The sequence below is a fragment of the Corallococcus silvisoli genome, from assembly GCF_009909145.1.
Taxonomy (GTDB): Bacteria; Myxococcota; Myxococcia; order Myxococcales; family Myxococcaceae; genus Corallococcus; species Corallococcus silvisoli.
On record NZ_JAAAPJ010000011.1, the window covers coordinates 180,763 to 205,627 of the forward strand.

A 24,865-nucleotide genomic window follows, 5' to 3' on the forward strand; every position below is an offset into this window, starting at 1 on the left:
ACGCGCGCGAGATGACGACCGTGGCCAAGTACCCGAGCATCAGCCTCTTCTTCCCCGCCTGGAACGAAGAGGACTACGTGGAGCGCGCAGTCAGCCGCGCCCTGGAAGTCCTGCCGAAGCTCACCGACGACTTTGAAATCATCGTCGTCAACGACGCCTCCACGGACCGGACGCAGGAGGTCTGTGACGCACTGGCCGCGAAGGTGCCTCAGCTGCGGGTCATCACCCACCCCGTGAACCTGAAGCTGGGCGGGGCGATGCGCACGGGGCTGTCCGCGAGCACGAAGGACCTGGTGCTGTACTCGGACATCGACCTGCCGTGGGACATGCGGGAGCTGGAGCGGGCGCTGCACCTGATGGACTACCTGGAGGCGGACATGATCTGCGCCTTCCGGTTCGACCGCACGAGCGAGGGCCCCAAGCGCATCGTGTACTCGTTCGTCTACAACCTGCTCATCCGGGCGCTGTTCGACATCCAGATCAAGGACGTGAACTTCAGCTTCAAGCTGATGCACCGCCGGGTGCTGGAGTCGATGGAGCTCAAGAGCCAGGGCTCGTTCATCGACGCGGAGCTGGTGGTGAAGGCCATCCGCAAGGGCTTCCGCGTGTTCCAGATGGGCGTGGACTACTTCCCGCGCACGCGCGGCATCTCCACGCTGGCCTCGCCGTCAGTCATCCTGAAGATGGTGAAGGAGCTGGTGAACCTGTACCCGGAGACGCGCTCGCCGTCCGCGCCGCAGCAGCCGGTGCGGCTGCCGCCGTCGGTGCAGCCCCTGCGCTCGGTGTCAGGCAGCGCGGGGCGCGGGTAGGTTTCCATGGGGCCGCGCACGCGCCTCATCGTCAACGCGGATGACCTGGGCCTGCATCCGTCGCTGGACGCGGGCATCCTGAGGGCGCACCGCGACGGCATCGTCACCAGCGCGACGCTGCTGTCCATGGGCCCCTCGGCGGCCGAGGCCGTGGGCCGGGCGAAGGCGCAGGGCCTGCCGGTGGGCGTGCATCTGGCGCTCTCCACGCGCCTGCCCTGCGCCGCGCCGGAGGACTCCGTGCGGACGGTGGCGCCGGGGGGACGGCTCCGGGGCAGCTGGGCGGACTTCGCGAAGGCGTGGCTCACGGGGCGGGTGCGGCGCGAGGAGCTGGAGCGGGAGCTGACCGCGCAGCTGTCCCGCGCGCGGGAGCTGGGCGCGGAGGTGGACCACCTGGACGGGCACCAGCACCTGCACCTGTTGCCGGGCGTGCGATCCGTGGTGGAGGGGATCGCGGCGCGGGAGGCGTTGCCCCTGCGCTGGCCGGATGCGCTGCCGCGCGCGGCGTGGCTCCGGGCGCCGGGGCCCGCGTTGAAGACCACGGTGCTGGCGGTGCTGGCGCGCACGGCGCCCAGGGCTCGGCCGGGCGTGCGGCGGGTGAGCGCGGGGGGCGTGTTCGAGGCGGGCCGGCTGGATGAACCCGCGCTGCTCGCGGTGCTGGACGCGCTGCCCGCGGGCGACTTCGAGCTGGGGTGTCACCCCGGCGAGGGCGCGCCGCACGTGCCGGAGGATCCGGCGTGGCGCTACGGCTGGGACGCGGAGCTGGCGGCGCTCACCAGTCCCCGGGTGAAGGCGAAGCTCGCGGAGCGGAACATCGCGCTCGCGAGCTACGGCGCGCTCGGCTGAGGCGAAGCCCCGTCACGCCCGCGAACACCCGGGGTTCGGGGGGCCCGCGCGAAGTGGCTAGCGGGCCTCGGCGTCGTAGAGCAGGTGCGGCGTCGTGTAGCCCGCGCCCAGCCCCACCACCTCGCGCACCTCGAAGCCCGCGTCGCGCAGCAGGCGCTCGCCGTCCACGCGCGACTTGAGCACCATGCCGCCGCTGGCCTTCGTGCGGCCCAGGAGCGACACCATCACCCACTCCTGCGCGAGCGCCTTGGCGTGCTTCCAGGAGCCGTCTCCCTCCACCTCCTTCAACAGGAAGCGCCCGCCGGGCCGGAGCAGCCCTCGCACGGACTGGAGAAAGCCGGGCCACCGCGCCTCGGGCAGCAGGTACAGCACGTCGCAGACCACCACCGCGTCGAGCGTGCCGGGGTGCGCCAGCGCCAGCTGCTCCACCGACCCCACGTCCAGCGTCAGGTTGGGCAAGCCCGCCAGGGCCTGCCGCGCCCAGCGCACCTTGCGCTCATCCAGGTCCACGCCCAGCACGCGGCGCTCTGACCCCGAGACCGCCAGCAGCGCGGACAGCAGCCCATGCCCACAGCCGATGTCCGCCACCGTGCCTCGCGGCAGGCGGGAGGCCACCTCGAGCAGCGGCGCCGAGGACGCTCGCGCGTGCACGTGGAACCGCTCGCTCGCGGGCAGCCCCGCGTAGAGCGCCAGCACCTGGGCCATCCGTCCGCTCACGACGCGGCCTCCGCATCCGGCGTCATCCGCCCGCTCATGACACGTACTCCGCGGCGCCATACGCCACCGTCAACGCCAGCATCGCGCAGGCGCTCGTGGCCAGCACGCCCCACCGCAAGCGGGGGCGCTCCCTGAGCAGCAACGCCAGCGTCAGGAACAGCGGGAAGGCGGCCAGCAGGTAGCGCCCCATGCCCATGAAGTCCTTGCTGGACATGGCGGGCAGCCCCACGATGGCCAGCGCGTAGACGCCATAGCCCCACCCCAGCCGCTTCGCCGTCGGCCACACCAGCGAGAGCGCGCCCAGCGTGACGGCGGCGTGCCCCACCAGCCGGAGGCCGTCCGACAGCGACATCTCCCGGCTGAAGCCCTGGAACCAGCGCAGCTTCGCCCACGTGCGCCAGCCCGGCTTCTGGTCCCACCCCGGCGCGGACTGCACCTTCACGAACGCGAACGGCTCGCCGAACGCCTTCCACTGGTAGAGCACGTACAGCACGAAGCCCGCCGCCGCGAACACCGGCAACAGGTCCACGAGGCCCCACTTCAGGCCGCGCTCGCGCTTCCACTCCAGCCGCCGCGCGAGCAGCCCCACCACCAGCGCGGGCGCCACCGGCCGCGCCGCGGTGGCCACGGCGGCCAGCAACACCGCGAACCCCAGCTGCCCCCGCTCCAGCAGCAGGAACGCGCCGATGACGAGCAGCAGGAACAGCGCGTCCGAGTACATGGCCCCGTAGAGGAAGAACGCGAACGGGTAGAACGCCAGCAGCAGCCCCGCGCTCCGCGCCGCCGCTTCATCCGCCCGCGTGCGCGCCCACAGCGTGAAGACGTACAGCGCCCCCAGGCCGCACAGCATGGTGACGAGCATGCCCGCGAGGAACGTGTCCACGTGCACGAGCCCCAGGCCGCGCAACACCAGCGGGTAGAGCGGGAAGAACGCCACCGGGCTCTGCTGGCCGGGCGTGTAGCTGTAGCCCTCCGTGGCGATGCGCGCGTACCAGCCGGCGTCGAAGTGCGCCCAGCCCAGGAGGATGGGGGCGCCCGGCCACGTCAGCCGCGCGGGGCTGTAGCCCAGGGGGAACGCGAGCGCGGACACCGTCACCAACGCGGTGCACACCACCAGGGCGGCGAGCCCGGCGAAGAGGACGGCACGAGGAGCGGAGCGGACCATTCGGGCCATGCCCTTGGTCCAGAACCGCCCTCGCCGTCAAGTCAGGCCCCGGAAGCGGGGAGGGACTTCGCGGCCCCCTCCCCCTCCCGGTCCGTCACGACCTCAGGCCTCGTAGAAGCCCTTGCCGGCCTTCACCTTCTCCACCAGCAGCGGCGCGGGCGTGAAGCGCTCGCCGTACTTGTCCTGGTAGTGCTCCAGCTTGCGCAGCAGGTTGGCCGGTCCCAGGCTGTCCGCGTAGCGCAAGGGGCCGCCCAGGAACGGCGGGAAGCCCAGGCCGAAGATGGCGCCCACGTCGCCGTCGCGGGGGCTGCGCAGGATGCCCTCCCCCAGGCAGCGGATGGCCTCGTTCACCATCTGGAGCGCGCAGCGCTCCGCCATCTCCGTGGGGTCCATGGACTTGCGGTCCTTGCCGTGCGGCAGGAGCAGGTAGACCTGCGGGTCGACCTCCTTCTTCTTCCCGTTCTCGTACAGGTAGAAGCCCTTCTGCGTCTTGCGGCCCAGGCGGCCGTCGGACACCACGCCCTCCAGGGCCTTGGGCGCCGCCATCCGCTTGCCGAAGGCGCCCTCCATCACGGGCCCCACCTTCTGGGCCACGTCGATGCCCACCTCGTCCAGCAGCGTGATGGGCCCCACCGGGAAGCCGAAGTCCACCAGCGCCTTGTCCAGCTGGAGGATGTCCGCGCCTTCCGCCAGCAGGTACGCCGCCTCGTTCATGTACGGCGCGAGGATGCGCGACGTGTAGAAGCCGGGCCCGTCGTTGACGACGATGACCGTCTTGCCCTGCTTGCGGCCCACGTCCACGCAGGTCGCCGTCACCCACTCCGCCGTGCCCGGGTGGGTGATGATCTCCAAGAGCGGCATCTTGTGGACCGGGCTGAAGTAATGCATGCCAATCACCTGCGAGGGCCGCTTGCTGCCCTTGGCCAGCTCGCCAATGGGCAGGCTGGAGGTGTTGGACGCGAAGATGGTGTCCGCGCCGGTGACGGCCTCCACCTCCGCGATGACCTTGTGCTTGAGCTTCAGGTCCTCGAAGACGGCCTCGATGATGAGGTCCACCGACTTGAAGCCGCTGTAGTCCGTGGCCGCGGTGATGTTCGCCAGCTTCGCGGAGGCCTCGCGGTGGGTGAGCGAGCGGCGCTTCACGCGCTCGTCCAGCACCGTCTGCACCTGCTTGAGCGCGCGGCCCGCGCCCGCGTCGTCCTTGTCCTTCACGCGCACGGGCACGCCCTGGAGCACGCCGGCCACGTAGGCGATGCCGCCGCCCATCAGGCCGCCGCCCAGCACGCCCACCTTCTTCACCTCGCGCGGCTTCACGCTGGGGTTGGCGGTGCCGTTCTCCTTCTTCAGCGCCGTCGTGGCGAAGAAGATCTCCACCAGCCGCCGCGACACGTCCGTGAACACCAGCTCCCCGAACGCCTTCGCCTCGGCCTCCAGGCCCGCCTTGCGCCCGGACTCCAGGCCCACGCGGATGACCTGGAGCGCCTTCTCCTGCGCCGGGTACTTGCCGCGCGTCTTCTTCAGGAGCGCCTTCTTCGCCTGGTCGAACAGCACCTTGCGGCCCAGCGGGTTGTCCTCCAGCGCCGCCTCCGTCCACAGCTCCTTGCTGATGAGCCCCTGGAAGAAGCCGGCGAGGCCCCTCTTCTTCCCGCTCTGGGCCACGGCCTTGAAGCCCTGGTGCGCGCGCTCCACCTTGAGCGTGCCCGCCGCCAGCTCCGCCGCGCGCTTGAGGGCGAGGTCCTTCAGCATGGGCACCGGGACGACTTCATCCACGATGCCCAGCTTCTTCGCCTTGGACGGCTTGACGCTCTTGCCGGTGAGGATGAGGTCCAGCGCCGCCTGCGCGCCGATGAGCGCGGGCAGCCGCTGCGTGCCGCCGGCGCCGGGGATGAGGCCCAGCTGTGTCTCCGGCAGGCCCAGGGTCGTCTTGGGGCTGTCGGTGGCGATGCGGTAGTGACACGCGAGCGCCCACTCCAGGCCGCCGCCCAGACACGCGCCGTGGATGGCCGCGACCACCGGCTTGGAGAAGGACTCCAGCCGGTCGAACTCCGTGTACGCCGCGTAGCTGATGGCCATGACTTCATCCGGGGACTTGAGGGTCTGGAGGAAGTCGATGTTCGCGCCGACGACGAAGCTGTCCTTCTTGCCGGAGATGAACACGACGGCCTTCACCTCCGGGTCGCGCTCCGCCTGCAGGAGCAGCTCCGTGGACGCGGTGCCCACCTCCGGCGACAGCGTGTTCACCGGGGCGCCCGGCAGGTCCACGGTGATGACCGCGATGCCGTCCGTGACGCCGTAGCTCAAGCCCTGCTTCGCTTCGACTGCCTCTTGCTTGGTCGCCATCACGCACGCTCCAGGATGACCGCGGCGCCCAGCCCGCCCGCGGCGCAGACGGTGCACAGCACCGTGTTCTTGTTCCGACGCTTCAGCTCGTTCAGGGCCTGCGTGACGATGCGCGCCCCGGTGGCACCGAAGGGGTGCCCGATGGAGATGGAGCCGCCCGTCACGTTGAGCCGCGACCGGTCGATTTCACCCACCGGCGCGGCGAAGCCCGCCTTCTTCGCGAACTCCTTGGACGCCAGCGCCTGGAGGTTGCTCGCCACCTGCGCGGCGAAGGCCTCGTGCATCTCCACCAGGTCGATGTCCGCGAGCTTCATCCCCGCGCGCTTGAGCGCCACGGGCGCCGCGTACGCCGGGCCCTGGAGCAGCTGGTCGCCCGGGTCCGTGGCCGCGAACGCGTGCGAGCGCAGGAAGCCCAGCGGCTCGTAGCCCAGCGCCTTCGCCTTCTCCTCGCTCATCAGGATGAGCGCCGCGGCGCCATCCGTCAGCGGGGACGCGTTGCCAGCGGTGACGCTGCCATAGCGGCGGTCGAACACCGGCTTGAGCTTGGACAGCGCCTCCAGGCTGGTGTCCTCGCGCACGATGTTGTCCTTGGTGGCGGACTGCTCGTACTTGGGCGGCACCAGGACGTGCATCACCTCGTCGTCGAAGCGGCCTTCCTTCCACGCCTTGGCCGCGTTCTGGTGCGAGTTGAACGCGATGAGGTCCTGCTCCTCGCGGGTGATGCCGTTCTCCTTGGCCATCTTCTCCGCGCTCTCGCCCATGGTCTCGCCGGTGGAGAACTCGGCGATGGCGGGGGGCACGGGGATGAGGTCCCTGGCCTTGAGCTTCTGGAAGGGCTTGAGCCTGTCCGGCAGGCTCTTGCCCTTGGACGACGCGGCCAGCGCGTGCGCCAGGGGACGGCTGGTGAAGATGGGCGCGTCCGACAGGGACTCGGTGCCGCCCGCGATGACGACGTCCGCGTCACCCAGCGCGATGGCGTTGGCGCCCGCCACCATCGACTGGATGGACGTGGCGCAGGCGCGCGCCACCGTGAAGGCGTCGATGTTCTTGGGCAGGCCCGCCGCCAGCACCACCTCGCGCGCGATGGAGGGCGCGGTCAGCGTGGGGATGACCTGTCCGAAGACGACCTGGTTGATTTCGCGGGGGTCCAGGTCGCTGCGCTGCACCAACTCCTGGACCACCATCCGGCCCAGGTCCAGCGCCGTCAGCCCGGCGAAGACGGTGCCCGCCTTCGCGAACGGCGTCCGCAGCCCCCGGACAATGGCCACCCGCCGGTGGCCGTTGCGCTTCTCGCTTGCCATGTGTGCCTCACCCTCTGTGAAACGAGTGAGGCACTTCTAACGACCAGCAATGCACCGCGTCAACGGCGGATTGATTCAAGAGTCAACTGCCCACCAGGAGGGGGGACGGGCCCCGGGCTCAGCCCAGGGTGCCCTGGCGGAGGGCAGCGCCGTGGCGGTGGACGGCGTCCACGAGGAACTTCGCGGCGTCCGGGTCGGTGGGGGGGAGGATGCCGTGGCCCAGGTTGAAGATGTGCCCCACGGGGCCGGCGCGGCGGAGGATGTCCTTCACGCGGCCGTCCAGCTCCTCGCGGGGGAGGAACAGGTGGAGCGGGTCCAGGTTGCCCTGGGTGGCGACGTCGGGCCCGAGGATGCGGCGGCCCTCGTCCACGTTCACGCGCCAGTCCAGGCCGATGACGTCCGCGCCGGTGCGCTTCAAGAGCGGCAGGTGCGGGGTCATGTTGGTGCCGAAGAGGATGACGGGGACGCCGGTGGCCTTGAGCTCCGTGACCATGCGGGTGAGGTACGGGAGGCTGAAGCGTTCGAAGTCCCAGGGGGACAGCTCGCCGCCCCAGGAGTCGAAGATCTGGACGATGCTGGCGCCGGCCTCCACCTGCATCTTGAGGTACGGGATGAGGGTGTCGGTGAGCTTCTGGAAGAGGCGGTGGGCCAGCTCCGGCTGCTCGAAGAGCAGGCGCTTGATGACGATGTAGCTCTTGGAGCCGCCGCCCTCGACCATGTACGCGGCCAGGGTGAAGGGCGCGCCCGCGAAGCCGATGACGGGCACGGAGTCGTTGAGGGCCTTGCGCGTGCGGCGGATGGCCTCCGCGACGAAGCCGGTGCCTTCGACGGGGTCCGGGACGCCGAGCTTGTCGATGTCCGCGGCGGTGCGCAGCGGGTTGGGGAAGTGCGGGCCCTTGTCCCCGAGCTCCAGGTGGATGCCCATGGCCTCCACGGGGATGAGGATGTCGGAGAAGATGATGGCCGCGTCCACGCCCAGGCGGGTGATGGGCTGGACGGTGACCTCCGCGGCCAGGTCCGGGTGCTTGCAGAGATCGAGGAAGGGGATGGTGCCGCGGATGGCGCGGTACTCGGGCAGGTAGCGGCCCGCCTGACGCATCAGCCACACGGGGGTGGTGTCGGTCGGCTGGCGGCGCGCCGTGCGCAGGAGTCGGTCGTTCACGTCGTCACCTTGAAGGGGCGGGAGGGAGTCACGGGCTTCACGGCCCGGGGGTGTACCCTATCCGCATGGACCAAGCGTATCGCTACATTCCGAGCCTCCTCGCGCTTGCATGCATGGCCTGCGCGACGGGCCGGAGCGCGTCACCGCCGCTGCCCCGGTGGCCGCTGCCCGGCGAGTCGGTCCGCTGGGAGCCGGTCCCTGGCGTCAGCGTGATTGCGCCACCCCTTCCCCCAGCGAAACCGGAACCTGAGCGCTCGGCGACCCATGCTGAATGCAAGCACCTCGACCCCTCCGCCATCATCGACCTGGCGTCTCGCGCCACCACGCTCTTCGTCTGCTCCTGGTATCACCACGACTCCGACAGGCAGCTCCGCATGGACTGGTCCGCCAATATCTTCGACCCCGAAGCGTCACCAGAAGACAACCTCCAGCGGCTCGAACGGGAGCAGGTCCGTCCCTTCGCAGGAACCGAGTACACGCGCCTGCCCGCGCCATGGGTGGGCTGGGAATGGCACAAGGCGGTCCGCGAATGGGGCGGTCCAGGTCCCGGCGAAAACATCAGCGACCGATGGATTGTCGTTGGGAGAGGACTGCTCTTCCTTCAGACGATCTCCCTCGAAAACGACCCGTTCCCCGAGGGAGAGGCGTTCCTCGACTCGCTGAGGGTCACCGCCACGGAACAACGGTGAACCCGATGACGAGCCCGTTGTTTCCCGCGTTCAATCAACAAGGCCCCTTGGGAGCCTCGCTCAGCCGCCATCCTTGCCGCCGCCGTGGTCATCGCCTCCGTCGTCGTCCCCGCCGCCGTGGTCATCCGATGGCAGCGTGATGTCGCGCACCTGCTCCTCCCCCTCGCGGACGCAGACCTCCTCCTCCAGGTCCTCCAGGTGGTCGGCCTTCACCTCCAACTCGTAGCAACCCGCGGGCAGCGGCCCCAGTCGCGCCTCGCCGTTCCCAGCGTCCACCTTCACCTTGTCGCCGCCCGTGCCCTTCAGCTCCACCTCCACACCGGAGGGGATGGCGCCCCGCTCGTCCGTCACCCGCAGGGTGAGGAAGGCGCCGGGTCCGGACTGGATGTCGCCCACGTCGGTGACTCGGGCGCCCTGGGCCACCACGGGCTTTCGCGCCGCCCGCGTCTTCGTCGCGATGACGAACAGCTCCAGCGACGTCGCGGGCACGCCGTCCAGTTCGAACCGCCCGTCCGAGTCCACTGACACGCGCAGGTCGGAGCGCCCCAGCACGCTCACGCGCGCCACGCCCGACTCCGCGCCGAGCACGCGCCCTCGCACCGTGCCCGTCCGCAACGGCCCGTTGTCGAAGCCGCCACAGCCGGCCAGCGCCAGCACCATGGCCCACCCGCATGCATTGGCTCGCATCAGAAGCGGTACCCTCCGGCCAGCATCAGGCCTCCAAAGCCCACCATGCGCGTCTGCCCGTCCACCGGGACATAGGCCCACAGCAACTGCGTGCGTGCTTCCAACACCCATGCCGGGCTGAAACGGAACGACACCGCGGCCATCCACCCCGGCCATGCCGTCAGGTAGTGCTCATTCCGGTCCAGCAACTCCAACTGGAAGGAGCGCTCCAGCCACAAGCCGGCCACGCGCGGACCCGTGGAGAAGCCCAGCCGTCCCCACGTCCACGTCGGCCCCAGGGCCACGCCCACGAGCAGCGTGCGATGGCGCACCGGAACGAACCCGCCCGGCTCCAACCGCAGCGACTGGCTCCCCTGCCCCGCCGCCACGTCGACCCAGAGGTCCAACCTCCCCTCCAGCAGCACGCCCTCCCAGCCCAGGCCCACGCCCGCGAGCCCGGACGCGGGCAGCACCTGCTCGCGGCTGCGCGTATCGAGGAAGCCCAACACGCCCGCCCCCAACGTCACCGTGCGCCGGGGCCCGTCCGCCACGGAGCGCAGGAGCGCCTCCAGCTCCCGCCGCTCACCGGAGCGCAGCGCCACGGTGTCCTCCCACAACACCTGGCCGCCCTTGCGCAGCTCCAGCCTGCGCCGGCCTTCCGGCACCACCACGCCCCCAGGCAGCTCCCCCGCCTCCTGGCCATCCACCTTGAGCGTGAAGCCCTCCAGCCGCGCGCTGTAGGAGAAGACCTCCGGCTGTCCGGGCCGCTCCAACGTGCCGGCCAGCAACACCGGATCCGCGCCCACCTCCAGCATCTGCGCGCTGGGCCGCTGACGCCCTTCCGTATAGGCCCATGTGTTGCGCCGGGCCCAGTCGTGCGCCTCCGTGGCGCTCACCGCGCCGTCGCGGTTGCGGTCGCCGCGTCCATCCAGTGCCTGGATGAGGAAGTGCGTGTAGATGTCATTGGCCAGCGCGTCGTCCTCTCGCGCCGCCTCGCCCCAGTCGCTGGCGGACAACACCAGCGACGCGCGGCTCGCCGCCTCCAGCGGCTGCATCAGGAAGGGCGCCTTGGTGTGCGACAGCTCGTCGCGCACCTCCGGGGGGAGCAGCGACTTGCCCGTGCCGCTGTGACAGGTGGCCAGCACCAGCACCCGCCGCCGGGACCCCAGCCGCTCCAGCGCCTGCTCCAGGCTCGCCATCTCCAGCCCCGTTCCGGCCACATCCCGGTAGCGGGTGTCCGACGTCACCAGGTAGCGCCGCAGCTCGCCTCGCGCGTCGCGCGCCAGCGAGCCGTGGCCGGACACGTAGACGACCACCACGTCCTGTGGACGCCACGACCGGGCCTCCAAGGCCTGGAGCGCGGCGAGCACGGCGGTCCGCGTCGTCTGCTCGGGGCGCGTGAGCACCGTCACGGAGCGGAAGCCCCCACGCGAGGGATCCGCCAGCACGCGGCCCAGGTCGTCCGCGTCCTTCGCCGCGTAGCGCAACCCATTCCACGAGGGGTCCGCGTACGCGGAGATCCCGATGAGCAGCGCGTGCCGTTCGCCCTCCTGCGCCGTGGCCAGCACGCCGTCCTCCAGGCGCACCCGCACCGCGCGGCCCTTCTCCCGCGAGTCCGCCGTGCGGCATGCGCCGAGCGTCACCAGCGCAAGCACCAGGGGGATGAACAGCAGGCGGGACACGCGCGGCTCCTCAGGGAGCAGCATGCCCCGACTCCACCCTCAAGCGAAGACGGACCTGGGCCGCGTCCTGGGGCACCTGCCCGCTGACGCGCACCGCCTCCAGCGCCGCGGCCCCCTGCTCCCCTTGTGGCCAGGCGACCAGCACCAGCGTCACCGGTCCGTGTTCGTCCTCCAGCGACACGCCCGCCAGGTCCGCGCCGTCCCGGAGGTCATGCGTGCCCGGGGTCAGCGCGTGGCGGCCCAGGACCTGCGGGGGCACACCGGGAGCCTCGCGCACCAGCAAGGCGTCGCCGGACTCACTGGCGTGGTAGCGAAGGAGCACCACCGCTTCCGGCGGGAGCACCGCCCCGTCGGCGACCGCGCGCACCTCTCCGTCCGGCAGCCGCGCCGCCGCCGTGACCTCCAATGCCAGGGGCGCGCTCCCCTTGGTGCGCTGCGAGGACGGCGCCACGCCCGGCCTATCGGTGCCTGGACGCACGACGAGGGCCAGGACGACCGCGGCCGCCGCCCCGAGCGCTCCGGTCAACCACGCCCGCCTCGGACCGCCGAGCTTCCGGCGCACCCGGGCCCAGCCGACGGCGTCCTCCCGGAGGGGCCGTCCGGAGGTCTCGACGAGCGCTTCGTCCGCCAGCGCATCCAGACCGAAGGCGTCACCAGATTCCGCGTCCTCTCCGGCGAGGAACGTCTCGCAGGTCTCGCAGGGGCGCGAGAGGTGGTCGGCGAAGTACCGCACCGCTTCGGGCTCCCGCTGCTGGAGGGCCTTCAAGGACTCCACGTCCAGGTGTCTGTCGCTCCCGCTCATGGCTCACCCCACCTCCGCGGCCAACAGCCGCGCCAGCAGCTCACGCTTCACCCGGGCGCGGAAGCGCTCCAAGCGCATCGTCACCGCGCTCTTGCCCAGCCCCAGGCGGTCGGCGATCTCCCGCGCGCTCAGCTCTCCCTCCAGATAGAAGAGCCGGGCCGTGTCCTTCTCCGGCCCCTCGGGCAGCCCTTCGATGAGCGCGCGCACCACCGCCACCCGGCGCTCCAGCGTCAAGGATGGCGGCAGCGCGGGCACGGCGGCGTCCGCCTCTCGCGCCAGGTCCTCCGCCACGCGGGCCCGGGCCTTCGCGCCACGGCTGAGCGCATACGCGTGGTGCCGGGCGATGGTCAGCAGCCAGCCGCTGAACGCGCGCGGGTGCTGGAGCCGGGGCAGCTCGCGGAAGGCACGCACGAACGTCTCCTGCACCACGTCCTCCACCTCCGCCGCCCCCAGCGCCCCCGAGCCCTGCGCCACACGGCGCACGGCCCCGTGGAAGCGCTGGTAGAGCTGGCCGCATGCGGGCTGCTCGCCCCGCGCCGCCCGGCGGATGCAGTCCGCCAGCTCCTGCTCCGTCACCACGCCGCCCTCCCAGCCCTCGCGCCAGACCGACGCCCGCGCGTGGGTCCCCGTTCGGGGCGACGCCCCGGCCGGGATGCCCGTCCAGCTGTGAAGGTGCACGCCATGGCTCCCGTCGAGTACCCCGTCGACAGGGAAGGAGTCACGAAGGGCTTTTCCGGCCACGGCCCCCGCCCGTCCGGAGGCTGGAGCCCCTGGAAGCGGATGTCCCACCCCGCAAGAAAGCCGCGGGGAAACTCCCGGCCGTGGCCGTTTCGCGCGGCCGGACTCCTTCCTTTTCAACGGAAGGCGGCCCATCGCAACGCGCCCTCCAGAACCTGGGGATACACGTCATGCGTTTCATCGGTCTGTTCGCGTCCATCCTGTGCCTGTCCGCGTGTGGCAATGGGACCTCGTCGGTGGGGTTGAGCACGCGGATGGGCTCCGCGACCTCGAGTGCCGGCCTCCCGCGCCAGGTCACGCAGCGGTTGGAGCTCTCCAATGGCATCACCGTGGAGCGGGTGCGGCTGTCGATCCGCGAGCTGGAGCTCAAGCGCGAGGGCCATCACGACGACGTGTCGAAGGAAGACGCTGGCACGGGCACCGACGACAATGGCGAGCACAAGCAGCGCACGGGCGCGTTCCTCATCGACCTGTCGGGCACGGCGCTGGAGGGCCAGGTCGTCCAGTTGCGCGACGTGTCGGTGGTGGCGGGCATCTACGATGAGATTGAGTTCGACATCGGCAAGGTCTCCGTCACCGAAGCGGGCGACAACGCGGCGCTGAAGGAGCTGGCGGAGCTGGGCGCCTCCATCGTCATCAACGGGCGCATCGACGGCGAGCCCTTCCAGTTCGTGTCCAGCGTCCGGGTGGAACAGGAGCGCGAGGCGAGCTTCGAGGTCACCGGCGGCGGCGACCAGAACGTGACCATCAACATCGACCCCAGCAGCTGGTTCACGGGCGAGGGCGGCGCGCGGTTGGATCCGCGTGACGAGCGCAACCGCTCGCGGCTGGAGAACAACCTGCGCGACTCCATCGACGCCTTCGACGACGACGATCGCGACGGCGGCGAGGACTCCGACGATGACCACGGCGGTGGCCATCACGGCAAGGACTGAGCCCGTCCGCCTCCAGGGCTGACGGCGCACCGGCCGCGGGCGCCGTCACCCCAACACGCGCGCGAGGTACGGCGCGGTGCGGCTGTCCTTCACCTTCGCCACGGACTCGGGCGTTCCCTGCGCCACCACCCGGCCTCCGGCGTTCCCCGCGCCGGGTCCCACGTCGATGACGTGGTCGCTGGCGGCGACGACGCGCAGGTCGTGCTCCACGACGATGACCGTGTTGCCCGCGTCCACCAGCCCCTCCAGCTGCGTCATCAGCTTGTCCACGTCCGCCGGATGCAGCCCCGTCGTGGGCTCGTCCAGCACGTAGAGCGTGTCCCCGTGCTGCGTGCGTTGCAGCTCCGTGGCCAGCTTGATGCGCTGGGCTTCGCCACCGGACAGCTCCGTCGCGGGCTGCCCCAGCCGCAGGTAGCCCAGGCCCACGTCGCGCAACACCTTGAGCGCGCGTTGGAGCGGCGGCGCGTCGGTGAAGAAGTCGAACGCGCCGTCCACCGTCATGCCCAGGACGTCCGCGATGCTCCGCTCGCGGTAGCGCACCTCCAGCGTCTTCGCGTTGTAGCGAGTGCCGTGGCACGTCGGGCACGGCGCGTAGACGCTGGGCAGGAAGAGCAGCTCCACGCTGACGAAGCCTTCGCCCTCGCAGGTCTCGCAGCGTCCGCCCACCGTGTTGAAGGAGAAGCGCCCCGCGCCGTACTTGCGCGACTTCGCCAGGGGCGTCGCCGCGAACAGCTTGCGCACGTGGTCGAACAGGCCCGTGTAGGTGGCCAGGTTGGAGCGCGGCGTGCGGCCAATGGGCTTCTGGTCCACCGTCACCAACCGCTTGAGCGAGTCCATCCCTTCCACGATGTGCCCCTCGCTGGCCACCGACGGCTCGCGGTCCAACGGCTCGCCCTCCTCCTCGTCCGGCGTCAGCGTCTGCCCCAGCCTCGCGGCGACCAACTCCACCAGGGCCTGGCTCACGAGGCTGGACTTGCCGGAGCCGGACACGCCCGTCACGGTGGTGAAGACTCCCAGCGGGAAGTCCACGTCCAGCCCGCGCAGGTTGTTGCGCTTCACGCCCTCCAGCCGCAGCCGCCCGGTGGCCTTTCGGGGCGCGCGGCGGCGCACGGCCTCCTCGTCGAAGAGGTAGCGCCGCGTCCGGGACGCCTCCACCTTCGCGAGCCCTTCTGGCGGCCCGCTGTAGAGCACACGCCCCCCGTGCTCCCCCGCGGCGGGCCCCACGTCGACGAGCCAGTCCGCGTGGCGGATGACGTCCACTTCATGCTCCACGACGAAGAGCGAGTTGCCCGCCTCCTTCAGCCGGTCCAGCGCCGTGAGCAGCGCCTCCGTGTCCGCCGGGTGCAGGCCCGCGGACGGCTCGTCCATCACGTACACCACGCCGAAGAGGTTGGAGCGCACCTGGGTGGCCAGCCTCAGCCGCTGCAGCTCGCCCGGAGACAGCGCGGGCGTGGCGCGCTCCAGCGACAGGTAGCCCAGCCCCAGGTCCGTCAGCACCTGGATGCGCGCGAGCAGGTCCTTGGTGATGCGCTGGGCGACGATGACCTTCTCCGGGTGCTCCCGCGCCATCGCCTCCGCGGCCTTTCCCTTCCCTTCCGCCGTGGCCCGCAGGAGGTCCGCGACCTGCTCCAGGGGCAGGCGGGACAGCTCACCGATGTCCCGCCCCCCGAACGTCACCGACAGCGACTCGCGCTTCAGGCGCTTGCCTTCACAGGTCGGGCACTCGCTGGCGACCATGTAGCGGGCGACGCGCTTCTTCATCATCGCGCTCTGGGTCGTCGCGAAGGTGGTCAGCACGTAGCGCTTCGCGCCGGTGAACGTGCCCATGTAGCTGGGCGGATCCTTGCGCGCGAGGGCCCGCTTCACCTCCGCCGACGTGAAGCCCGCGTAGACAGGGACGGTGGGCTGCTCGTCGGTGAAGAGGATCCACTGGCGGTCCTTCTTCGGCAGGTCGCGCCAGGGCGTGTCGACGTCGTAGCCGAGCGTCACCAGGATGTCGCGCAGGTTCTGGCCGTGCCACGCGGGCGGCCACGCGGCGACGGCGCGCTCGCGGATGCTCAGGCGGTCGTCGGGCACCATGGAGCGCTCGGTCACTTCGAACGTCCGGCCGATGCCGTGGCACGTCGGGCACGCACCCGCGGGGGTGTTCGGCGAGAACGCATCCGAGTCCAGCCGCCCCAGCTTCGGCGGATACGTGCCCGCGCGCGAGTACAGCATGCGCACGGAGTTCGACAGCGTCGTCACGCTGCCCACCGACGAGCGCGACGTCGGCGCGCCCCGGTGCTGTTGGAGCGCCACCGCCGGGGGCAGCCCGTCGATGGCGTCCACCTCCGGAACCCCCACCTGATCAATCAGGCGCCGGGCATACGGGGCCACGGATTCGAAATAGCGCCGCTGCGCTTCCGCGTAGAGCGTCCCGAACGCGAGCGATGACTTGCCGGAGCCGGAGACCCCAGTGAAGACCACCAGCGCATCGCGGGGGATGTCCACGTCGACGTGCTTCAGGTTGTGCTCCCGGGCCCCCCGGACTCGGACGAAGCCGGTGGGGTCGGAAGTCTTGCGGGAACGCGGAGCCTTGGGGGGAGCCATGGGAGACGGATAGCGCGGCGACCGCCGCCACAGGGGAACGAAGTGGAGGCCGTCGTGGAGGATGCGAAATGGCGCGCCGTCGCGCTGTCGGATTCCAGCCAGAGGTCTCCGCTCACGCCCTGCGTCCGCCGGCGTCCCAGCTCCCGCGCGCGGGCAGCTCGCGCACGCGTGCCGCCTTCTCCCGCGGCCCGTTCAAGAATGCGACACGGGTGTCGCGCCCGGGGGCATGGTACGCGCCGTGTGGGAAGCCCTCCCCCTCTGTACGGCACATGGCATCCGGATTGCTGTGCGCTCGGGCCACACCTCGCGGAAGCCCCCCATCCAGACGTCACCGGGACGCTTTGGAGAAAGTGACTTCGGAACCATGTTTGAAGCGTCGCGGCCCCCTGTCGCGCCTTCGCTGACCACGCCCCCTCGCGCCCACCTGTCGCGATGGGCCGCGCGCGCGGGCCTGCTGCTGGCCTGCGCGGCCTCGGTGGCGACGTCGGAGGCGTTGTCGCCCCTCGTCACCTCCGAGGTGTTCGCCGGCGAGCCAGTGACGCTCACGAACCAGGCCCCGAACTTCCAACGCGACCTGGTGATCCGCGTGACCGCTTCGAAGTCGCACGCGAGGACCGTCGAACCGACCGCGCTTACGAAATTCACCCTGCGGTGGTTGCCCGAAGACCCTGACGAGACGGCCCGCCCCCGGTTCAGCTTCTCGCTGTCCACCGGAAACGAAGTCGCCGGAGGGAGGATGCAGGACACCGCTCCACTGGCGGGCGAACCCATCACACGGGAGCACCTCACGCGCCTGGAGACGACCTGCAAGCTCGAGGGCCCCTGTGAATACACCGCGCGCGTGCGCTTCGAGATGCAGGCGGAGGGTCCCAAGGGCTCGCTCCAGATTGACTGGACTGTCGTGGCCGGAGCGCGCGTCCGGGGAATGAGCGCAGTGCCGGAGGGCTTCAGCGTGACCGTGTCAGCGCCGTGATCGTCCTGGAGCCACCCCGCACGCCCCCCACCCGAGGCAGTGGCCTCCTGCACCCCGTGGTGCTGGGAGCCATCGTCCTGCTCGTCTTGAATGACCACGTCTTCAAGGCGCGCTGGCCCTCGTGGTGGACGGGGAAGCTGTCCGACGTCGCCGGGCTCGCGATGTTCCCCCTGCTCCTCCAAGCGCTCTGGGAACAGGTAGCGGGCTTTCGTGCTCGGGACTTCCGCCCCTCCTTCTCCGTGCTCGTGGGCGCGGTGCTGCTGACGGGGCTGTGCTTCTCCGCGACGAAGCTTTCACCGGACGCGGGGGATGCGTGGAGTTGGGCCTTGGGCGGGCTGCAATGGCCCTTCCGCGTGCTCGGCGCGTGGTTGAGCGGCGCGCGCATCCCGTCACTGGTGCCCACGCAGCACACGATGGACCTCACGGACCTGTTCACGCTGCCGGCCTTGGGGGTCTCCCTGTGGCTGGGCTGGCGGCGAGCGGCCAGCGCCACGGACTGCGCCGCGCCTCCGCGCTGACGCTTCCGGGGGGTGCTCAGGGCTGAGGCAGCGTGCTTCGCGCCACGTCGATGAAGGCCCGCAGGGGGGCGGAGGCCCGCGCACGGTGGGGATAGTAGAGGTAGAGGCCGGGCACGGTGGGCGACCAGTCCTCCAGCACGGGGACGAGGCTGCCCTCGCGCAGGTGGGGCGCGACCGAGAGTTCGGCCATGTACGCGAGTCCCAGCCCCGCCAGCGCCATGCGGATGATGAGCCCCGAGTGGTCCGTCACCAGCGGGCCCGTCACCGGGACGCGCAGCTCGCGCCGGCCGCGCTCCAGCTCCCAGCGGTAGGGCAGGCCCGTGGTGGGCGAGCGGAAGCCGATGCAGGAGTGGTCCGACAGGTCCTCCGGCTTCACGGGCCGGCCGTGGCGCTCCAGGTAGTCCGGGGACGCGACGACGAGGAAGCGGAAGGCGGGCGTCAGGCGCACCTGCACCATGTCGCGCTCCACGGACTCCATCAGCCGGATGCCCGCGTCGAGCCCCTCCTCCACGATGTTCACGAAGCCGTCCGTCACCCCCACCTCGATGCGCACGTGCGGATGGGCCTGGGCGAAGCGGGGCAGCACGGGCTCCAGCACGCCCGGCAGCGCCATGGTCGGCGCCGTGAGGCGCAGGGTGCCGGTGAGCTGGGTGCCCTCCGCGGGGAACCGCTCGAGCGCCTCCAGCGCGGACTCCAGCCCCGGCGCCGCGAGCGCCATCAGCCGGCGGCCCGCGTCGGTGAGGGACACGTTGCGCGTGGTGCGCGCGAGCAGCGCCGAACCCAGCCGCGCCTCCAGCTGCCGCACCGACTGACTCACCGCCGACGTGGAGACGCCCAGCTCGCGCGCGGCCTGGGTGAAGTTCCGTCGCCTCGCCACGGTGACGAACACGGCCAGCTCGTTGAGGGGCGTCAGCGCCATCGTGGCGCCATCATAGTCAGCCCGTTCAGGCCCCGCGTCTTCTTCGCGGAGCCGGACGGGCTCCGACAGGCGGCGCGATGCACGGGTCGGTCGCGCGCAGGACAGACGGACAGGAAGGCCGCACGCCGTCGCCCAGGGGCTCGCGGCGCGCCGGTATCCTCTCCACCGCACCCACCCCGGAGGGAAGGATGTCCACGGTCCATGAGGCGAAGGTGGAAGCCATCGCCCGGCAGCTGCGACAGCGAAAGGGAGCGGGCCCGGCGTCCTTCAAGAAGAAGACGCCGCCCCACCAGGTCCCCAAGCGGTTCGATTCGCGGCGCCGCGATGAGAAGGTGGACCTGGGGGACCTGGACCAGATCCTGGAGATCGACCCGGTGGGGATGACCTGCACGGCCGAGCCCGCGGTCACCTTCGACGCGGTGGTGCGCGCGACGCTGCCCTTCGGGCTCGTCCCCTTCATCGTCCCGGAGCACAAGACCATCACGCTGGGAGGCGCGGTCGCGGGGTGCTCCATCGAGTCCATGTCCTTCCGGCAGGGCGGCTTCCACGACACCTGTCTGGAGTACGAGGTCCTCACCGCGAAGGGCGAGGTGCTGCGCTGCTCCCCCCAGGAGGAGCCGCTCCTCTTCCAGATGATGCACGGCTCGTTCGGGACGCTCGGCATCCTGTCGCGGCTCAAGTTCAGGCTCGTGCGCGCCGCCCCCTTCGTGCGCGTGACGTACGAGCCCCACACCTCGCTGGAGTCCTTCCAGCAGGCCATCCTGCGCCACTTCCATGCCCAGGACGCGGACTACCTGGACGGGCAGATCTTCTCCCCCACGAAGCACGTGCTGTGCGTGGGCCACTTCGTGGACCGGGCGCCATACGTGAACCGCTACGAATGGATGACCGCGTACTGCGAGACCATCCCGCGCCGGCGCGAGGACTACCTCACCACGTATGACTATCTCTTCCGCTACAACCGGGGCGTCACCCACGCGAGGCCCCGGAGCCTGCTGGCGCGGGCGTTGTTCGGGAAGCTGATCCATTCAGACAGCGTGCTCAGGACCGCGAACCGCTTCCACCAGCTGCTGCCCGCGAAGGACCCGCCGGTCATCGTGGACGTGTTCGTCCCGTTCTCACGCACGGCCGAGTTCATGGACTGGTACCACCGCGAGATGAAGCACTACCCGGTGTGGTGCGTGCCCTTCCGGCGGACGCGGGACTACGAATGGCTGACACCGCAGTGGTGGGCCGGCATGAGCGATCCGCTCTTCCTGGACCTCGCCGTCTACGGCATGCCCCAGCCACCGGGCCGCAACCTCTACAAGGAGTTCGAGGACGCGTTGCAACGCATCAACGGCACCAAGACGCTCATCTCCTACAACTACTATGACGAGCAGACCTTCTGGAGCATCTGGAACAAGGAGACGTTCCAGGCCGTGAAGCGGCGCACCGACCCGGACAACCTCTTCCGGGACCTCTACACGAAGACCTGCAAGGCGGCGCTCGGGCTGTAGCGGCGCGCATGCGCTGCTTCAGCGAGGCACGACGCTGTAGCGCCCCAGCTTCGACACCGAGCCGCGGGCCGCGGGGGCCGCACTTGAAGTGATGGCATGTTCTTCTCCCAGGTGATGAAACCGGGATGTCATCGGCCGTCAAGGCCCCGGGACGCTCGACACGGTGTCGGCGGGCATGGCGAAGTACCCCTCCCCATCTTCCAAGGAGGCTCCCCCGTGAGCCAGGAAGCTTTCATCTTCGACGCCGTTCGTACCCCTCGCGGCAAGGGCAAGAAGGGCGCCCTGCACGGCACCAAGCCGGTGTCGCTGCTCGTCGGCCTGGTGGACGCGCTCAAGAAGCGACACCCGACCCTGGACCCCCAGCGAATCGACGACGTGGTGCTGGGCGTCGTGTCTCCGGTGGGAGACCAGGGTGCGGACATCGCGCGGACCGTGGTGCTCGCGGCCGGACTGCCGGACACCACCGGCGGCGTGCAGCTCAACCGCTTCTGCGCCTCCGGCCTCACGGCGGTGAACATGGCCGCGCAGCAGGTGCGCTCCGGCTGGGAGCAGCTGGTCATCGCGGGTGGCGTGGAGAGCATGTCCCGCGTCCCCATGGGCTCCGACGGCGGCGCGTGGGCCATGGACCCCGCCACCAACTACGACACGTACTTCGTCCCCCAGGGCATCTCCGCGGACCTCATCGCGACGCTGGAGGGCTTCACCCGCGAGGACGTGGACCGCTACGCCGTGCGCTCGCAGGAGCGCGCCGCGAAGGCCTGGGCCAACGGCTACTTCCAGAAGTCCGTCGTCCCCGTGGTGGACCAGAACGGCCTCACGGTGCTGGCGCGCGACGAATACATGCGCCCGGACTCCACGGTGGCCTCGCTGGGCCAGCTCAACCCGGCCTTCGCCGGGATGGGCGAGGCGGGCGGCTTCGACGCGGTGGCGCTCCAGAAGTACCACGCCGTGGAGCGCATCCATCACGTGCACACGCCGGGCAACTCGTCCGGCATCGTGGACGGCGCGGCGCTCGTGCTGGTGGGTTCGGAGAAGGTCGGCCGGGAGCTGGGCCTCACGCCGCGCGCGCGCATCGCCGCGGTCGCCACGTCCGGGGCGGACCCCACCATCATGCTCACGGGGCCGCTGCCGGCCACGCGGAAGCTGCTCGACATCGCCGGCCTGAAGGCCCGCGACATCGACCTGTTCGAGCTCAACGAGGCCTTCGCCTCCGTGGTGCTCAAGTACCAGAAGGACCTGGACATCCCGGACGACAAGCTCAACGTCAACGGCGGCGCCATCGCCATGGGCCACCCGCTGGGCGCCACCGGCGCCATGATTTTGGGCACCGTGGTGGACGAGCTGGAGCGGCGGCAGGCGCGCCGCGCGGTCGTCACCCTCTGCGTTGGCGGCGGGATGGGCGTGGCCACCCTCGTCGAGCGCGTCTGAAGCCTTCCCTCCCCTTTCGACCCCATTCGAGCGAACCCATGAGCGAACAGAACACCCTGCGCTGGGACCAGGACGCCGACGGCATCGTCGTCTTGACGATGGATGACCCGAGCCAGTCCGCCAACACCATGAACGCCGCCTACGTGAAGTCCATGCGCGCGGCGGTGGACCGGCTGGTCCAGGAGAAGGACCGCATCACGGGCGTGATCATCACCTCCGCGAAGAAGACGTTCTTCGCGGGCGGCGACCTGAACGACCTGCGCCGCGTGAAGAAGGAAGAAGCCCAGCAGGTCTTCGAGCTGGGCCAGGAGATCAAGTCACAGCTGCGCGCCCTGGAGACGCTGGGCCGGCCCGTGGTCGCGGCCATCAACGGCGCGGCGCTGGGCGGCGGGCTGGAGATCGCGCTCGCGTGTCACCGCCGCATCGCCGCGGACGTGAAGGGCGTCCAACTGGGCCTGCCGGAGGTGACGTTGGGCCTGTTGCCCGGCGGCGGCGGCGTGGTGCGCACGGTGCGCATGCTGGGCATCGTGGACGCGCTGATGAAGGTGCTGCTCCAGGGCCAGCGCTACCGCCCGCAGGAGGCGAAGGAGCTGGGGCTGGTGCATGAGGTGGTGGCGTCCGTGGACGCGCTCCTGCCCGCGGCGAAGGCGTGGGTGAAGGCGAACCCGACCGCGCAGCAGCCGTGGGACCAGAAGGGCTACAAGATTCCCGGCGGTACGCCCTCCTCCCCGGCCCTCGCGGCGAACCTGCCCGCGTTCCCCGCCAACCTCCGCAAGCAGTTGAAGGGCGCGAACATGCCGGCGCCCCGCGCCATCATGGCGGTGGCGGTGGAGAGCACGCAGGTGGACATCGACACGGCGTTCACCGTGGAGTCGCGCTACTTCACGGAGCTGGCCACGGGGCAGGTCGCGAAGAACATGATGCAGGCGTTCTTCTTCGACATGCAGCACATCAACTCCGGCGGCGGCCGTCCGAAGGGCTTCCCGCAGCACACCGCGAAGAAGGTCGGCGTGCTGGGCGCGGGGATGATGGGCGCGGGCATCGCGTACGTGTGCGCCAAGGCGGGCATCGACGTGGTGCTCAAGGACGTGAGCGTCGCGTCCGCGGAGAAGGGCAAGGGCTACTCCGTCAAGCTGGTGGAGAAGTCCGTCCAGAAGGGCTCCCTCACGAAGGAGAAGGGCGACGCGCTGCTGGCGCGCATCACCCCCGCGGAGGACCCGGCCGCGCTCGCGGGCTGCGACCTGGTCATCGAAGCGGTCTTCGAGGACGTGAAGCTCAAGCACAAGGTGTTCCAGGAGATTCAAGGCGTGGTGGCGCCGGACGCGGTGCTGGCGTCCAACACCTCCACCCTGCCCATCTCCCTGCTCGCGGAAGGGGTGTCGCGCCCGCCGGACTTCGTCGGGATGCACTTCTTCTCGCCGGTGGACAAGATGCCGCTGCTGGAGCTCATCGCGGGCAAGCAGACGGGTGACGCGACGCTCGCGAAGGCCATCGACATCGCGGTGCAGATTGGAAAGACGCCCATCGTCGTCAATGACAGCCGGGGCTTCTTCACCAGCCGCGTGATTGGCACGTTCCTCAACGAGGCCCTGGCGATGGTGGGCGAAGGCATCGCGCCCGCGTCCATCGAGCAGGCGGGACTCCAGGCGGGCTACCCCGCCGCCCCGCTCCAGCTGATGGACGAATTGACGCTGACGCTGCCCCGGAAGATCCGCGAGGAGACGAAGGCGGCCACCGTGGCCGCGGGGCAGCCGTGGGCGGAGCACGGCAGCTACGCGGTGGTGGACTCGATGATCGACCAGCACCAACGCAAGGGCCGCTCCACCGGCGGCGGGTTCTACGACTACGAGGACGGCAAGCGCACGAACCTCTGGCCGGGGCTGGCGCGGCACTACGCCAAGGCCGGGCACACCATCCCTTTCGAGGACATGAAGGAGCGGATGCTGTTCGCGGAGGCCATCGACACGGTGCGCTGCTTCGACGAGGGCGTCCTGCGCTCGGTCGCGGACGCGAACGTGGGCTCCATCCTGGGCATCGGGTTCCCGCCGTGGACGGGCGGCGTCGTGCAGTACATCAATGGCTATGAGGGGCCGTCCGGCACGGGTCCTCGCGGCTTCGTCAGCCGCGCGCGGGAGCTGGCGGAGCGCTACGGGAAGCACTTCCTGCCGCCCGCTTCGCTGGTCGCCAAGGCCGAGCGCGGCGAGAAGCTGGAGTAGCCGGCGCGAAAACGCTCCCGCCGTGTTGGCGCGGCGGGAGCGGCTGGCGCGGCGATTCGCGCCCCCTCAACGTGGGACGATGGCTCCCGACGCATCCCGCGCGATCGTCCCACGCGGGATGCCATCCTCGTCGTACACGTCCTCCATGGACCCATTGAATTTCCGGTCCGGCGTCAGCCAGACCGTCTTGAAGCGGCGCCTGCCGTCCGGGCTCCACCAGCCCTGGACGATCTCGAACAGACAGGTTGGATCGAGGTAGCTCAACCACTCCTGCATCAGGAATCCATCCACTGGCATCATCGGGCTGCGCAACCGGAGGGCGACCGCTCTCTCTCCATACAGCGCGCGGTGGCGCTCCAGCAGGGCAGGATCCAGCGAAGTGCGATCAAGGTAGGTCACCCTGACCACAGCGTCTTCCTCCAGGGTCTCCACCCGGTCCATCCGGCCATCCACGTACCAGGCGCGCAGGTACTCCCGGCTGATGAAGGAGTCCGACAGGTCCTCGGGTTTCACCTCGTCGGAGGGCTTGAAGGTCCAAGCCCGGAACAGCCTCTGGGTCTCCTCGGACAAGCTCACCTCGTTTCAGGGCAACGACTCTCGATACGTGTCGAGTTAGATTTCCGGGCATGAAAATCCTTCGCGCCCTCTTCCCCCTGACGGCCGCGCTCACACTGCTCACCGGGTGCGCGACCATCGACACGTCGAACCTCTCACCATCGTGTCGCGGCCAGTACGACGCCTGCCTCAACAGCTGCCGGTCCGCGTACCAGCCTCCGCAGCGGATGACCCCGGACTCCAATCTGAGCCAGATCGACACCCAGACCCCGAGCTGTGTCGACGACTGCAACCGGAAGGCGAAGTCCTGCACCTGAGA

General features: G+C 70.4%; 22 protein-coding genes. 10 read left to right on the forward strand and 12 right to left on the reverse strand.

Features of this window, described 5'->3' with window-relative positions:
* Positions 1-20 precede the first annotated feature (20 nt).
* Positions 21-809: a glycosyltransferase family 2 protein gene (locus GTY96_RS22650; RefSeq protein ID WP_143907072.1), complete on the forward strand. Its 789-nt coding sequence runs from the start codon at positions 21-23 to the stop codon at positions 807-809.
* A gap of 6 nt (positions 810-815) precedes the next feature.
* A complete protein-coding gene (locus GTY96_RS22655) occupies positions 816-1,652 on the forward strand; it encodes a ChbG/HpnK family deacetylase (RefSeq protein WP_161665747.1) in 837 nt (278 codons plus the stop codon).
* Between the two features lie 57 nt (positions 1,653-1,709).
* Here GTY96_RS22655 and GTY96_RS22660 read toward each other — a convergent pair whose 3' ends face one another.
* The 5 genes from GTY96_RS22660 to hemE form a co-directional block, all read right to left on the reverse strand.
* Positions 1,710-2,369 (reverse strand): class I SAM-dependent methyltransferase, encoded by a 660-nt coding sequence (locus tag GTY96_RS22660; RefSeq protein ID WP_328700970.1) that lies wholly within the window; start codon positions 2,367-2,369, stop codon positions 1,710-1,712.
* A 34-nt stretch (positions 2,370-2,403) separates the two neighbouring features.
* Positions 2,404-3,543, reverse strand: coding sequence for a mannosyltransferase family protein (locus GTY96_RS22665; protein ID WP_328700971.1), 1,140 nt, complete (start codon positions 3,541-3,543; stop codon positions 2,404-2,406).
* 93 nt (positions 3,544-3,636) lie between these two features.
* A complete protein-coding gene (gene fadJ, locus GTY96_RS22670; protein WP_161665748.1) occupies positions 3,637-5,874 on the reverse strand; it encodes a fatty acid oxidation complex subunit alpha FadJ in 2,238 nt (745 codons plus the stop codon).
* Positions 5,874-7,175 (reverse strand): acetyl-CoA C-acyltransferase FadI, encoded by a 1,302-nt coding sequence (gene fadI, locus GTY96_RS22675; RefSeq protein ID WP_161665749.1) that lies wholly within the window; start codon positions 7,173-7,175, stop codon positions 5,874-5,876. The genes fadJ and fadI overlap by 1 nt, the downstream gene beginning before the upstream one ends.
* Before the next feature lie 118 nt (positions 7,176-7,293).
* Positions 7,294-8,337, reverse strand: a complete 1,044-nt coding sequence (gene hemE / locus GTY96_RS22680) for a uroporphyrinogen decarboxylase (protein WP_143906806.1) — start codon at positions 8,335-8,337, stop codon at positions 7,294-7,296.
* A 65-nt stretch (positions 8,338-8,402) separates the two neighbouring features.
* Here hemE and GTY96_RS22685 point away from each other — a divergent pair, with 65 nt between their 5' ends.
* A complete protein-coding gene (locus tag GTY96_RS22685; RefSeq protein ID WP_161665750.1) occupies positions 8,403-9,026 on the forward strand; it encodes a hypothetical protein in 624 nt (207 codons plus the stop codon).
* Positions 9,027-9,086: 60 nt separating this feature from the next.
* Here the strand turns inward: GTY96_RS22685 and GTY96_RS38325 are convergent, their stop codons facing one another.
* Genes GTY96_RS38325 through GTY96_RS22705 form a run of 4 tightly spaced genes read right to left on the reverse strand, consistent with a single transcriptional unit; the run spans position 9,087 to position 12,854 of the window.
* A complete protein-coding gene (locus GTY96_RS38325; protein ID WP_161665751.1) occupies positions 9,087-9,713 on the reverse strand; it encodes a peptidase associated/transthyretin-like domain-containing protein in 627 nt (208 codons plus the stop codon).
* Positions 9,713-11,398 (reverse strand): caspase family protein, encoded by a 1,686-nt coding sequence (locus GTY96_RS22695; RefSeq protein ID WP_161665752.1) that lies wholly within the window; start codon positions 11,396-11,398, stop codon positions 9,713-9,715. The genes GTY96_RS38325 and GTY96_RS22695 overlap by 1 nt, the downstream gene beginning before the upstream one ends.
* Entirely contained in the window at positions 11,385-12,176 is a 792-nt protein-coding gene (locus tag GTY96_RS22700) for a hypothetical protein (RefSeq protein WP_161665753.1), read from the reverse strand. Before GTY96_RS22700 ends, GTY96_RS22695 begins: the two co-directional genes overlap by 14 nt.
* A gap of 3 nt (positions 12,177-12,179) precedes the next feature.
* Positions 12,180-12,854 carry an RNA polymerase sigma factor gene (locus GTY96_RS22705; RefSeq protein WP_143906796.1) on the reverse strand — a complete coding sequence of 225 codons (675 nt, stop codon included), beginning with the start codon at positions 12,852-12,854 and terminating at the stop codon, positions 12,180-12,182.
* A 230-nt stretch (positions 12,855-13,084) separates the two neighbouring features.
* Between GTY96_RS22705 and GTY96_RS22710 the strand changes: the two genes are divergently transcribed.
* Positions 13,085-13,849: a hypothetical protein gene (locus GTY96_RS22710; RefSeq protein ID WP_143906794.1), complete on the forward strand. Its 765-nt coding sequence runs from the start codon at positions 13,085-13,087 to the stop codon at positions 13,847-13,849.
* A gap of 45 nt (positions 13,850-13,894) precedes the next feature.
* Here GTY96_RS22710 and uvrA read toward each other — a convergent pair whose 3' ends face one another.
* Complete coding sequence (gene uvrA, locus GTY96_RS22715) at positions 13,895-16,438, reverse strand: excinuclease ABC subunit UvrA (protein WP_161665754.1); 2,544 nt, start codon at positions 16,436-16,438, stop codon at positions 13,895-13,897.
* Positions 16,439-16,802: 364 nt separating this feature from the next.
* Here uvrA and GTY96_RS22720 point away from each other — a divergent pair, with 364 nt between their 5' ends.
* Positions 16,803-17,411 (forward strand): hypothetical protein, encoded by a 609-nt coding sequence (locus tag GTY96_RS22720; RefSeq protein WP_161665755.1) that lies wholly within the window; start codon positions 16,803-16,805, stop codon positions 17,409-17,411.
* Positions 17,408-17,929 carry a hypothetical protein gene (locus GTY96_RS22725; protein ID WP_328700972.1) on the forward strand — a complete coding sequence of 174 codons (522 nt, stop codon included), beginning with the start codon at positions 17,408-17,410 and terminating at the stop codon, positions 17,927-17,929. The genes GTY96_RS22720 and GTY96_RS22725 overlap by 4 nt, the downstream gene beginning before the upstream one ends.
* A 16-nt stretch (positions 17,930-17,945) precedes the next feature.
* Here GTY96_RS22725 and GTY96_RS22730 read toward each other — a convergent pair whose 3' ends face one another.
* Positions 17,946-18,848 carry a LysR family transcriptional regulator gene (locus GTY96_RS22730; RefSeq protein WP_161665756.1) on the reverse strand — a complete coding sequence of 301 codons (903 nt, stop codon included), beginning with the start codon at positions 18,846-18,848 and terminating at the stop codon, positions 17,946-17,948.
* 188 nt (positions 18,849-19,036) lie between these two features.
* On the opposite strand from GTY96_RS22730, the gene GTY96_RS22735 reads away from it, so the two are divergent.
* The 3 genes from GTY96_RS22735 to GTY96_RS22745 all read left to right on the forward strand — a co-directional run bounded on the left by GTY96_RS22735 (position 19,037) and on the right by GTY96_RS22745 (position 23,991).
* Positions 19,037-20,347, forward strand: coding sequence for an FAD-binding oxidoreductase (locus GTY96_RS22735; RefSeq protein ID WP_161665757.1), 1,311 nt, complete (start codon positions 19,037-19,039; stop codon positions 20,345-20,347).
* 216 nt (positions 20,348-20,563) lie between these two features.
* On the forward strand, positions 20,564-21,775 hold the full coding sequence (locus GTY96_RS22740) for an acetyl-CoA C-acetyltransferase (RefSeq protein ID WP_143906784.1): 1,212 nt from the start codon (positions 20,564-20,566) through the stop codon (positions 21,773-21,775).
* A gap of 38 nt (positions 21,776-21,813) precedes the next feature.
* Positions 21,814-23,991 (forward strand): 3-hydroxyacyl-CoA dehydrogenase NAD-binding domain-containing protein, encoded by a 2,178-nt coding sequence (locus GTY96_RS22745; RefSeq protein WP_161665758.1) that lies wholly within the window; start codon positions 21,814-21,816, stop codon positions 23,989-23,991.
* 66 nt (positions 23,992-24,057) lie between these two features.
* Here the strand turns inward: GTY96_RS22745 and GTY96_RS22750 are convergent, their stop codons facing one another.
* Positions 24,058-24,561, reverse strand: coding sequence for a hypothetical protein (locus tag GTY96_RS22750; RefSeq protein ID WP_143906780.1), 504 nt, complete (start codon positions 24,559-24,561; stop codon positions 24,058-24,060).
* Positions 24,562-24,617: 56 nt separating this feature from the next.
* Between GTY96_RS22750 and GTY96_RS22755 the strand changes: the two genes are divergently transcribed.
* Positions 24,618-24,863: a hypothetical protein gene (locus tag GTY96_RS22755; protein WP_143906778.1), complete on the forward strand. Its 246-nt coding sequence runs from the start codon at positions 24,618-24,620 to the stop codon at positions 24,861-24,863.
* Positions 24,864-24,865 lie beyond the last annotated feature (2 nt).

Excerpts from the sequence above, each read along its gene's own strand:
- GTY96_RS22685 (WP_161665750.1), top strand. The coding sequence starts at position 8,403 with ATGGACCAAGCGTATCGCTACATTCCGAGCCTCCTCGCGCTTGCATGC.
- uvrA (WP_161665754.1), bottom strand. The coding sequence starts at position 16,438 with ATGGCTCCCCCCAAGGCTCCGCGTTCCCGCAAGACTTCCGACCCCACC.
- GTY96_RS22735 (WP_161665757.1), top strand. The coding sequence starts at position 19,037 with ATGTCCACGGTCCATGAGGCGAAGGTGGAAGCCATCGCCCGGCAGCTG.
- GTY96_RS22730 (WP_161665756.1), bottom strand. The coding sequence starts at position 18,848 with ATGGCGCTGACGCCCCTCAACGAGCTGGCCGTGTTCGTCACCGTGGCG.
- GTY96_RS22665 (WP_328700971.1), bottom strand. The coding sequence starts at position 3,543 with ATGGCCCGAATGGTCCGCTCCGCTCCTCGTGCCGTCCTCTTCGCCGGG.
- GTY96_RS22700 (WP_161665753.1), bottom strand. The coding sequence starts at position 12,176 with ATGAGCGGGAGCGACAGACACCTGGACGTGGAGTCCTTGAAGGCCCTC.
- fadI (WP_161665749.1), bottom strand. The coding sequence starts at position 7,175 with ATGGCAAGCGAGAAGCGCAACGGCCACCGGCGGGTGGCCATTGTCCGG.
- GTY96_RS22710 (WP_143906794.1), top strand. The coding sequence starts at position 13,085 with ATGCGTTTCATCGGTCTGTTCGCGTCCATCCTGTGCCTGTCCGCGTGT.
- GTY96_RS22745 (WP_161665758.1), top strand. The coding sequence starts at position 21,814 with ATGAGCGAACAGAACACCCTGCGCTGGGACCAGGACGCCGACGGCATC.
- GTY96_RS22755 (WP_143906778.1), top strand. The coding sequence starts at position 24,618 with ATGAAAATCCTTCGCGCCCTCTTCCCCCTGACGGCCGCGCTCACACTG.
- GTY96_RS22720 (WP_161665755.1), top strand. The coding sequence starts at position 16,803 with ATGTTTGAAGCGTCGCGGCCCCCTGTCGCGCCTTCGCTGACCACGCCC.
- fadJ (WP_161665748.1), bottom strand. The coding sequence starts at position 5,874 with ATGGCGACCAAGCAAGAGGCAGTCGAAGCGAAGCAGGGCTTGAGCTAC.
- GTY96_RS22655 (WP_161665747.1), top strand. The coding sequence starts at position 816 with ATGGGGCCGCGCACGCGCCTCATCGTCAACGCGGATGACCTGGGCCTG.
- GTY96_RS38325 (WP_161665751.1), bottom strand. The coding sequence starts at position 9,713 with ATGCGAGCCAATGCATGCGGGTGGGCCATGGTGCTGGCGCTGGCCGGC.
- GTY96_RS22695 (WP_161665752.1), bottom strand. The coding sequence starts at position 11,398 with ATGCTGCTCCCTGAGGAGCCGCGCGTGTCCCGCCTGCTGTTCATCCCC.